This is a genomic window from Sphingomonas sp. S-NIH.Pt15_0812 (assembly GCF_003951315.1).
In the GTDB taxonomy this organism is placed as follows: Bacteria; Pseudomonadota; Alphaproteobacteria; order Sphingomonadales; family Sphingomonadaceae; genus Sphingomonas.
In genome coordinates, this window is record NZ_QLJH01000061.1 from 1 (window position 1) to 9,518 (window position 9,518).

A 9,518-nucleotide genomic window follows, 5' to 3' on the forward strand; every position below is an offset into this window, starting at 1 on the left:
GTCGCGCAAGTCCATCGAATACGGCTTCGCCATGCAGACCGGCCTCCTCCGCCAGCCTGCCCTTGAATCAGATCAGCGCCTCCATGGAAATCCCCATCGATTCAGCCCCACGTCATCCCGCTCTAGACGTGGCTCAACGACCACATCATTGCACAGCTACGCTGGTGCAGGGGTCGTCCAACCCATCACGTCAGAACGGGTGCGGCTGTAGCGTCGTAAAGGCCGCTTCTGGCCTCAAGCGACGCTACATTGCTAATCAATGCTTGGAAACAGGGTAAGCGCGGTTGCGCAGATCATCCCAGAACCGATCCCGCTGGCGCTTTTCATTGTCGAAAGCAAGCCATTCAGCTTCGGTCCGGCACGTCTGCTTGGGAATGCGAGATCCTGGCGAACGCCGTTCGCGACATACTTGGCTGTCGCTGTCAGGGGTTGAACGTGCCGATGTTGGTGGACCCGCAGCCATCATAAGGAGCAACATTGTAATCATCATCACCACTCCATTGGGGAGGTTGAGGATAAGCGTGGATGATACGTATGCAATCCTGTCTTTTATCCTGCCGCTCCGATTGTTTGCGATAGAAGGCGGACATTCCGTGCGCTGCGCACAGCCTATTCCCTCACAGGCAAGGCTTAAACCGGGGCGGCCATACCCTAGTCGTACCCCTGCTGCGTCTTGAGCTTAAACGCAGATGGCTGAAAGTCGGAAGAAAGCGGAATGGCAGCTTCTGACTGGCCAGACAAACGAATGGACGTTCAGTGGGTTACTGCTGCGTTAGAAGCCGCTTCCTGTAGAGTGCGCCGGGTGCCTTTGACGCTTCGATCCGGATACGACGATGCAGGACGCCCACGGTCAGAGGACCGCCAATCAAAAGGAGGCCGACAATTGCCTTCGAAGTATTCGGCCGCCAACCCGCCAATAGGCCCGCCCCATAAACGAACGCGAAGAACGCGAACCACGTGAACGCAGCTACAACGACCAGCAGCACTGGTTGACGCCCTTGATAGTGCTTGTGCGCAAGGCGCCAGAACGCTGCCCTCATGTTGCTCGTCCTCCAATCCAAACCTGTCGTAGCGTCCGCTTTCGAGCAGCGCCACCCGAGGCACAGACGGTGAGAAGTGGGCGAGAGCAGCCACTCTGCCCCTCCGCGAGAAGACCCACAAGTGGACGTTCGTGGCTGGTTTGCCACTGCCCAAGTTCGGCCGCTTGTTCATTTCCGTATGTGACACTTGCTCGTTACGGCAAGCGGGCATTTAGACAGCCTATTTGAGCACCCTCGTCGCAGTCATCCGTCACAATGCGGAAGCGTGCCCGGTAATTAGTTGCCGGTGTCTTTCGGATGATGTGTGCACAGAGAAAGAACTCCGGCACCTTCGGCATGCCCTTTGCTCCGTCGTATCGCCCTGTGATGAACAATCGGCCTGCAAGCTCGACGGCTTCCTCATTCGTTGCCTCAAACTTGATCCACACGTGAAATGGCAAAATTGGGGGGAACTGACTGGCTTCCTCTGCCTTTGGGGGCGGATGGCACGTGGCAATCAAGACATTGAGGGTGAAGCTTGCGTCACGTTGGTCGTCACGCGGGTGTTAGCCAAGGGAACGGAAGACAAGTTCCGCGACTGGTCCGACCGCGTTGACCGTAGCGCTGCAAGTGCGCACGGTCATCGTGGCTGCGTTCGGATCGAGCAGACCGGGGGATTGTTTCATACCCTTCAACGCTTTGTATCGGCCAGTACGCTCGCAGCATGGCAGCGATCCGACGAGTTTGCGAAGCTGATGAGCGAAGGCGACCAGTTTTCCACCCCGCGAGTGCAGGAAGTGCCAGGGCCTCAAGCGGTGGTTCGCTTGCCAAGCGACGGGGATGGGCCAAAATGGAAGCTGTTCCTGATAAGCTGGGTTGGCGTCCTGCCACTCGTGCTGCTGTTCAATGGTGCAGTGCAGTTGCTGCCGCAACAGCCGCCCTGGTATCTGCGTGCACTGCTCCAATCCTGTTTCCTCGTCGCACTCATGACGTGGCTGGTTCGTCCGATGGTGTCCCGCCGACTAAAGCCATGGGCGATGCGCGACAGCGATGGAGATGCTCGCGTCACACGCGACGATTGATCCTCATGCTGCAGGCTGCCCCATTGTGCGAGCTAGCCTCAATGCGCCAAGGTCTTCTCGGTAGCGTTTATTGTCACGAGGGTTAGAGTTCATCGGCGTACCGCTGATGTGTAGTTGAATGGTCAGGCGATAACCCAAGACATATCGACAGCAGATTGTTGAATGTGGGATGAACCAGCTGTGCAACAGTCCGTTGAGCCTTCTCCTCCTTCAAGGTGAACGGCATGCTCAGCGCTTTCGAGGTTCGCGATCCGGCGACGTTCTCGCCATTCACTCCAGCTATGCTGCCCTGGCAGACCAATGGCGTAGCGGCGTTGGTCGACCATGCTCATCCGGCAGGCAATGTCCATGACCGGGCGTCGCGCGCCACCCTGCTGGCGCGGATCGCGGCGTTGCTCGACCAATCACTTCTCGATCCCGTCGACGCGGAGGAGGCGTCAGGCATGACGGCATTGCTGGTACCGGGGGATGCGCTGGAGGCGGATGCGGCCAGTAAGGCGGGCATCTTTGATCGTGGCGACATTCTGGGCGGCGTGGTGCCCGCAACGTTCATCAGCACCAAAGCGATTACCCACGGTCTGGTCGATGACGATGCCGCGCGTCCTGCGGAATGGCCGGTCGACATGGCCAGATTGATGGGCGATGCCGCATTGCCAGGTTATACCGCCTTCACGCATGCCGATGCGGCAAAGGCTGGCCGCCGCTTGCTCGCCAAGGGGCCCGTTCGCATCAAGGACGTATGCGGCAAGGCCGGGCTGGGTCAGGAGGTTGTCTGCGACGAGGAAGCCCTTGACGCTGCGCTTACGCGCGAGGATGCAGCAGCTCTGGCAGATTGCGGCATCGTTTTGGAAGAAAATCTGACCGACGTTGTCACCTACAGCGTTGGCATGGTCGAGCTGGCCGGACAGACGATCAGCTACTGGGGCACCCAGAACCTCACCACCGATCACAAAGGTCGAGAAGTCTATGGCGGCTCGGACCTTCACGTTGTACGTGGCGGGTTCGCCAAGTTGGCAGATCTGGACCTGCCCGATCATCTCGCCCGTGCCGTGCGCTGCGCCGCGATCTTCGATGCGGCTGCCCATGCCGCCTACCCCGACATCATCCTGACGCGGCGCAACTACGACGTGATCGAAGGAAGCGATGCACAGGGTGCTCGCCGGATCGGCGTGCTCGAGCAATCGTGGCGGGTTGGTGGTGCCAGCGGGGCGGAGATCGCGGCGCTGGAAGCATTCCGCGCTGAACCCGACACGGTGCAGGTGCGCTGTTCGACGGTTGAGATCTATGATCTGGTCACTCCACCAGTGGGAGCGACAGTCTATTATCAAGGTGTCGACCCGGTCGTCGGCGCGATGACCAAATATGCGATGAGGTATGCATGACCGAGCCTGATGTGATTGATCGGGACAAGGTTTCCCTAGCGGTGGCCGATCAGAAGCTGGTCGGCACCGTCCTGCGCCCCGAAGTGCCCGTGCCCGGCTTCCTGTTCATCCATGGCTGGGGTGGCGATCAGGATGAGGACCTTGGCCACGCGGAGGAACTGGCGCGTCTCGGTTGCGTCTGCTTCACCTTCGACTTGCGCGGCCACGCCGGCAGCGATGCGGCCAAGGATCAGGTCACCCGGCAGGATGGCCTCGATGACGTACTGGCCGCCTATGATTATCTCGCCGCACAGCCGCTGGTCGATCGTAATGCGATCGGGGTCGTCGGCACCAGCTATGGCGGCTATCTCGCGATGCTGCTTACGGCGCAACGTCCGATCCGGTGGCTCGCAATGCGAGTACCCGCCCTCTACCCGGATGAGCATTGGGATACGCCCAAGGCCAAGCTCGACAAGGCCGTGGTGCGGGCTTACCGCCAGCAACCCCACTCCTCCGAAGCTGACCGTGCCCTGTCCGCCTGTGCCTCGTTCCAGGGCGACGTGCTGATCGTCGAGTCAGAATGCGACGAACAAATACCGCGAGAGGCCATGCTGTCTATGCAGGCCGCCTTTCGCCAAACCAACTCGCTCAGCCACCGCATCATTCCAGGAGCCTCGCACGCGATGCGTGACCCAAAGCATCAGCGCATCTACGCCACGCTGCTCACTGGCTGGATCGAGGAGATGGTTCGCGCCAGTCGGCTTACCTACCGCTAAGACCCAGATGGGTTATTTCGAGTCCTTTGCCCGCTTTTCCAACGTCAGAGATGCGTTTATAATGATCTTAGAGGCGGCAATGAGTTGGCTTGGCGATCAGGATGCTGCAGATGACTTAAGCGCCCCCCTTTGGGACAGAAGATGCCATTTCATATTGAAGGCCCCGATCAGTGTGGACTGACCGGGGCTTTTCATTGTCAGGCGACGCCAGCACCACCAGTGACGCCGTAGACCTCGCCGCTGATATAGCTGCCTTCCTGGCTCGCCAGCAGCACGTAGACAGGCGCGATCTCGACAGGCTGACCCGGGCGGCCATACTGGCTTTCCGAACCGAACTTCATCACCGCCTCAGGCGGCTGACCACCGGATGCCTGAAGCGGCGTCCAGAACGGGCCAGGAGCCACGACATTGGCGCGAATGCCCTTCTCCAGCAACTGCTTGGCGAGCGCCTTGGTGTAGGCGACGATTCCCGCCTTGGTGGTCGCATAATCGAGCAGGATCGCGGACGGCTCATAGGCCTGGATCGAGGCGGTGGTGATGACCGAGCCGCCTGCCGGCAGGTGCGGCACGGCCGCCTGTGCGATCCAGTGCATCGCATAGAGGTTGGTCTTCATGGTCTTGTCGAAATCCTCCGACGTGACCTTCGAGATGTCCTCACGGTTCTGCTGCCGTCCAGCGTTGATGACGAGGATGTCGAGCCCGCCAAGCTTTTCGACAGCCTGCGCGACGAGTGTCTTGCACCACTCTTCGTCGGTGATGTCACCGGGCAGGTCGACGGCGGTGCGCCCCTCCGCCTCGATCAGCTGGATGACCTCGGCCGCATCGTTCTTCTCGGACTCTAGATATGACAGGGCAACGTCGGCACCCTCACGTGCGAACGCGATAGCAGCCGCGCGACCGATGCCGCTGTCGGCGCCTGTGATAAGCGCTTTGCGTCCGATGAGCTTGCCTGAGCCCTTGTAGCTCGTTTCGCCATGGTCAGGCACGGGATCCATCTTTGACGCTTCGCCTGGGACAGGCTGCGGCTGTCGCGGGAAAGGTGGCTGCGGATACTGGGAGCGAGGATCCTGCATAGTCAGACGGTCGGTCATGCTTATCTCCATTGCGATAGGATCAGAGTCAGTTGCAGGCCGCTGCCTCGTCGAGAACGGACAGCGCCATGATGTGCGCCAGATGGCTGAGACCTTGAGGAAGGTTGCCGAGAAACGCACCACTCGCCGGATCGATCATCTCGGAAAGGATGCCGTGTCCGTGGGACAACGCTTCGTTCAACCTATCGAACCGCTGGCGCGCTTCAGGCCGTTGACCGAGTTCCGCCCGGGCCTCCACCATCCAGAAGGAACAGGCGAGGAAACACCCTTCTTCCTTGTCCGTGCCGGTATAACGGTAGTGAAAAGGACCGCTGCCGAGCTCACGATCAATCGCATCCATCGTGGCCAGTAGGCGACCATGACCATCAAAGCCAAAGCGGACAGCAAGCGCCAACGAGGCATCGAGCTTGTCGGTACCCGGGTACATGACGAAGGCCTGCTTCTTCTCCGACCAGCACTCGCCTTCGATCCAGTCCTTGATGCGGTCACGTTCACGCGACCAGCGTTCCCGGCACGTGGTCGGCAGCTGACCCTGGTCCGCCAATTCCACGGCGCGGGCCAGAGCCTGCCAGCAGCTCACCTTGGACATAGTATAATGCTGTGGCTCTTCGAGTTCCCACATACCCGCATCAGGCAGGCGCCAGCTGTCGGCGCATTCATCGGCAAGGTGCGAGAGCAGCTCCGCGCTCGCGGAGTCGAGGATATTGCCACACCCCACGAAGCAGGCGGCCGTCTCGAAAATGTCCCCGTAAACGCCGTGTTGGCGCTGGTCAGTTGCCTGATTACCAGTGCGGACCGGGGTCGATCCCCGATACCCTGGCATGGCCCATTCGGACACGCCAGGCACGACCTTGCCGTCGAGTGTATAAACCACGCGGGTGCCGACGCTGCGCAGCTGATCGAGCAGCCAACTGAACGCAGCCTTCGCTTCGGCTTCAAGACCTGCCGTTAAAAACGCCTTGATCGTGTAGCCGGCATCCCTGATCCAGGCGTACCGATAGTCGTAATTCTTGGCTCCGCCGATACCTTCCGGGATGGATGTCGTTGCCGCAGCTGCGATGGCGCCAGATGGTGAATAGAGCAGGATCTTCAGCGCCAGCGCGCTGCGCAGGAACGCGTCGCGGTCCTCGCCCGTGTAGGCGACGTGCTCGCTCCAATCCCGCCATTCCTGATCTGATATGTCGATTCGTGCGTCGATCTGCTCAATTGTTGGCGCCACCAGAGGTTCATCGCGACCAGCTACGACCGCAACAGTCTGACGCTCGCCAGCAGCCACCGTCACTTCCCCGGTGATGCCTTCATCGGCCCAGTCACAATGTACCGTGTCGCTGCAGACAAAGAGACCAAGAACGCGCTCAACATGGAAGACTGTGTGGTCGCCGATCTTCGAGTGGTATGGATTGACCGTATCGCCCCGTCGACCGGGCTTCATCGTCAGGTTGAAGCGAACGGTGCCATCCAACCCATCGATCCGCCGCGCCAACTCGGCCCAAGGCAAACGCCCAGCCGTGCCGCTATTCAGAGATTCGGTTAGTTTGGCTCGCCCGCTTGGCGTCGTGAAGATCGTCTCGAGTACGTTGCTGGCAGGGTGATAACGGCGCTCGACCGTGAACGGCCGATCAGGCTGGAGCGTGAAGCATCCACCATTCTCACCATCGAGTAATCGGTCGAACAGTGGAGGCGAGTCCATGTTCGGCACGCACCACCAGTCGATCGATCCATCGGCACCGGACAGTGCGACGGATCGGCCATCCCCAAGCGCGCCATATTGCTCAAGCGGCAGATAGCCGTCTTTGCGAACGCCAAGTTCGATACGCTCATGATGCTGCGGCAGCAGCCGCGCCAGCACCCCGGTCAACGAAGAAGACGCGGCAGCGCGCGTGACGCACCAACGCCCATCAAAGCACCCGCACCCAGCAGACCACCCACTACGCCTACCTTCAGCATATCGCGCTGACGGCTCGTGAAGAACTCGCGGCGGCTGCCCTTCACCCGGTCGGTACTATTTCCGTCGATCTGCGCCGGTCCCGGAACCGCCTCGTCAAGATTGCCAGCGCGATCGGGCATCGGATCGCCCTGCTGCTTGTCGAGCATTCCGGCTGCCTCACGATCGGAGAAGCCTGGTGCGACCGACTGCCCGAGCGCCATCATCAGTGTCGAACGCCCAACCCAGAACTCACGTTGAGGATCGTGCGCTGCGGTCCAAATCGCTTCGGCGCAAAGGCGCGGGTCGAAGAGTGGATCGGGAATGATTTGCTCACGGCCAATGTGAGTGCGTGCCCAGCTCGTCTGCGGCGTATTAACACCGGGCAGATACACAACGCTGAGCGTAACCTTTGATTTGTCCGAGATCAGCTCTGAGCGCAGCGAGTCCGTAAACCCGCCCACCGCAGCCTTCGCGCCACAATACGCAGCCTGCAAGGGGGCGGCCCGGATCGCAAGGCCGGACGACACCTGGATGATCGCCCCCTGATCCCGCGTACGCATGTGACGCAGCGCGGCAAGCGTTCCGTAGACCTGCGACAGGTAGGTTGTGCCGGTGACGCGGGCATATTCTTCCGGCGTGATGTCGTGCGCGTGAGCAACTACCGTCGACATGGCGTTGTTGACCCAGGCGTCGATCGCGCCAAATTCGGTGACGACCTTATCCGCGGCCTCGTCGACGGCTTTCGCATCGGCAACGTCGACTGAGATCGCCAGCACTTTACCGCCATGCTGCTCAAGCATCGTCTTGGCTTCGCCGAGGCGTGTGGGGTCCCTTGCGATGATCGCCACCTGCCATCCGCTACGCGCGAAGCGATCCGCAGTCGCGAGGCCGATACCGGCGCTCGCGCCCGTTACTACGACGGTCTTCATAAGGTTGGTCTCGTTCCCAATAAGAAGCTTGCTCGACCGCTTAACGCTCAAGTGGCGAACTGGTCGCCACCTCTTGCTTTGCTCTTCGGTGAAATGTGCTGGCGCTGCGCCCTTGGATCGTGAGACCCAACAAGGGCGCACACCCTTTAAATCATCGAGCCGATGTAGTTAGCGATGATTTTTGGGCTGAAGCTCAATCGGAACTCGGATGGATGCCACGCCCCAAAAGGCAAAACTTAATGGAGGTTCGTGGCTTTCCAATTTTCGGAAATTTGTTCAGCTGCATTATACGGAGTGAAATCGCACGGGCTCTCTTCACCGTCGTACCGCTCTACGGCACCTGCAAGATCGACGGGCGTTACAGAGATTGTGATTAGGGGAATGCACTTGCGCGGTCTGGATTTCAGCTCTTGGCAGAGCCTGCTCGCCACCATATTCGGGCTGGCGCTATTTACGCTCTTGGGAGTTGGCATTCGTCTGCTTACCCAAATGACATTTCAGCAGCGCCGTGAGCGCATGAACCGACAGATCAACGAGCGTCTCAGGACACTTATCGCCGCCTATAAAGTCCTTGGCGGATCATTCACAGGGGATCTAACTGTGGATCCGACACACCGACGGGACCTGCAGCGACGAGAGCAGGGCGGCGTCGCAGGGGAGCCGATGGCCGCGTTGGACCTCAGTGCGGAAGGAACGGCGCGATCGGACCGCACGCGCCGCATCCGCGACGCAGTCGAGGCCGCGCTGTCCGATATCATCCTGCTCGGTACCGAGGAGCATGTCCGGTTAGCGGACAAGGCAGTTCACGAGCTGGTCGCGGGCCACCCGGTTCACACGCACGAGCTAGTCGTGTCGCTGCGTGCGTTCGTGCGCGATGCGCTTGATCTCGACCCGATCCCGGCTGACCTGATTATCGCAATGCAAGGACCCACGCGTCCGGCGTCGTCCGGCAGCGGCAGAGGCGGCAGCAATAAGGACGATGCTGGCAGAAACGGCGGGGGCAGTGGCGGTGGTGGTATGGGTGGCGGCGGACTCGGAGGCAGCGAAAATGTTAACGATGGGCCTAAGGACGATCCGCACCATATCGCTGCGGCCGCTGCGGAGCGATAGGCTGAGTTCCTCTATTGACCTAGAAGCGGTCGTTCCGGGCACCCTGCCCGCCTTCCACCTTCGGACATTCGTTCAGGCAGAGCTTTAATTTTCCTAAGAGCCCGACTCATAATTCGAGCTTTGCAATACGGCGGGTCATTCGCCTGATGGATGCGATGATGAGCCATGCTTCTGACGAGGCGATGGAAGCCTCCCAGTCCTTGGCGAGGCGTCGGCATCGGTT

At 60.3% G+C, this 9,518-nt stretch carries 7 protein-coding genes and 1 pseudogene; 4 read left to right on the forward strand and 4 right to left on the reverse strand.

Features of this window, described 5'->3' with window-relative positions; translation table 11 throughout:
* The first annotated feature begins 1,264 nt into the window (after window positions 1–1,264).
* The 3 genes from BRX43_RS19285 to BRX43_RS19295 all read left to right on the forward strand — a co-directional run bounded on the left by BRX43_RS19285 (window position 1,265) and on the right by BRX43_RS19295 (window position 4,238).
* Window positions 1,265–2,101, forward strand: a complete 837-nt coding sequence (locus tag BRX43_RS19285) for a hypothetical protein (RefSeq protein WP_125996688.1) — start codon at window positions 1,265–1,267, stop codon at window positions 2,099–2,101.
* Window positions 2,102–2,325: 224 nt separating this feature from the next.
* The gene (locus BRX43_RS19290; RefSeq protein WP_125996689.1) at window positions 2,326–3,483 is read left to right on the forward strand and encodes a DUF3182 family protein; all 1,158 of its coding nucleotides are present in this window, start codon (window positions 2,326–2,328) and stop codon (window positions 3,481–3,483) included.
* Window positions 3,480–4,238: an alpha/beta fold hydrolase gene (locus tag BRX43_RS19295; protein ID WP_125996690.1), complete on the forward strand. Its 759-nt coding sequence runs from the start codon at window positions 3,480–3,482 to the stop codon at window positions 4,236–4,238. Before BRX43_RS19290 ends, BRX43_RS19295 begins: the two co-directional genes overlap by 4 nt.
* 197 nt (window positions 4,239–4,435) lie before the next feature.
* Here the strand turns inward: BRX43_RS19295 and BRX43_RS19300 are convergent, their stop codons facing one another.
* Genes BRX43_RS19300 through BRX43_RS19310 form a run of 3 tightly spaced genes read right to left on the reverse strand, consistent with a single transcriptional unit; the run spans window position 4,436 to window position 8,185 of the window.
* A complete protein-coding gene (locus tag BRX43_RS19300; RefSeq protein ID WP_125996691.1) occupies window positions 4,436–5,329 on the reverse strand; it encodes an SDR family oxidoreductase in 894 nt (297 codons plus the stop codon).
* A 28-nt stretch (window positions 5,330–5,357) separates the two neighbouring features.
* Complete coding sequence (locus tag BRX43_RS19305) at window positions 5,358–7,178, reverse strand: glycoside hydrolase family 15 protein (protein ID WP_125996694.1); 1,821 nt, start codon at window positions 7,176–7,178, stop codon at window positions 5,358–5,360.
* A 5-nt stretch (window positions 7,179–7,183) separates the two neighbouring features.
* Entirely contained in the window at window positions 7,184–8,185 is a 1,002-nt protein-coding gene (locus tag BRX43_RS19310; RefSeq protein WP_125996692.1) for an SDR family oxidoreductase, read from the reverse strand.
* Between the two features lie 381 nt (window positions 8,186–8,566).
* Here BRX43_RS19310 and BRX43_RS19315 point away from each other — a divergent pair, with 381 nt between their 5' ends.
* A complete protein-coding gene (locus BRX43_RS19315; protein ID WP_125996693.1) occupies window positions 8,567–9,295 on the forward strand; it encodes a hypothetical protein in 729 nt (242 codons plus the stop codon).
* Window positions 9,296–9,401: 106 nt separating this feature from the next.
* On the opposite strand, the pseudogene BRX43_RS19320 reads toward BRX43_RS19315, so the two are convergent.
* Window positions 9,402–9,518, reverse strand: a pseudogene (locus BRX43_RS19320) (IS5/IS1182 family transposase); the annotation flags it as partial.

Excerpts from the sequence above, each read along its gene's own strand:
- BRX43_RS19300 (WP_125996691.1), bottom strand. The coding sequence starts at position 5,329 with ATGACCGACCGTCTGACTATGCAGGATCCTCGCTCCCAGTATCCGCAG.
- BRX43_RS19315 (WP_125996693.1), top strand. The coding sequence starts at position 8,567 with ATGCACTTGCGCGGTCTGGATTTCAGCTCTTGGCAGAGCCTGCTCGCC.
- BRX43_RS19290 (WP_125996689.1), top strand. The coding sequence starts at position 2,326 with ATGCTCAGCGCTTTCGAGGTTCGCGATCCGGCGACGTTCTCGCCATTC.
- BRX43_RS19310 (WP_125996692.1), bottom strand. The coding sequence starts at position 8,185 with ATGAAGACCGTCGTAGTAACGGGCGCGAGCGCCGGTATCGGCCTCGCG.
- BRX43_RS19295 (WP_125996690.1), top strand. The coding sequence starts at position 3,480 with ATGACCGAGCCTGATGTGATTGATCGGGACAAGGTTTCCCTAGCGGTG.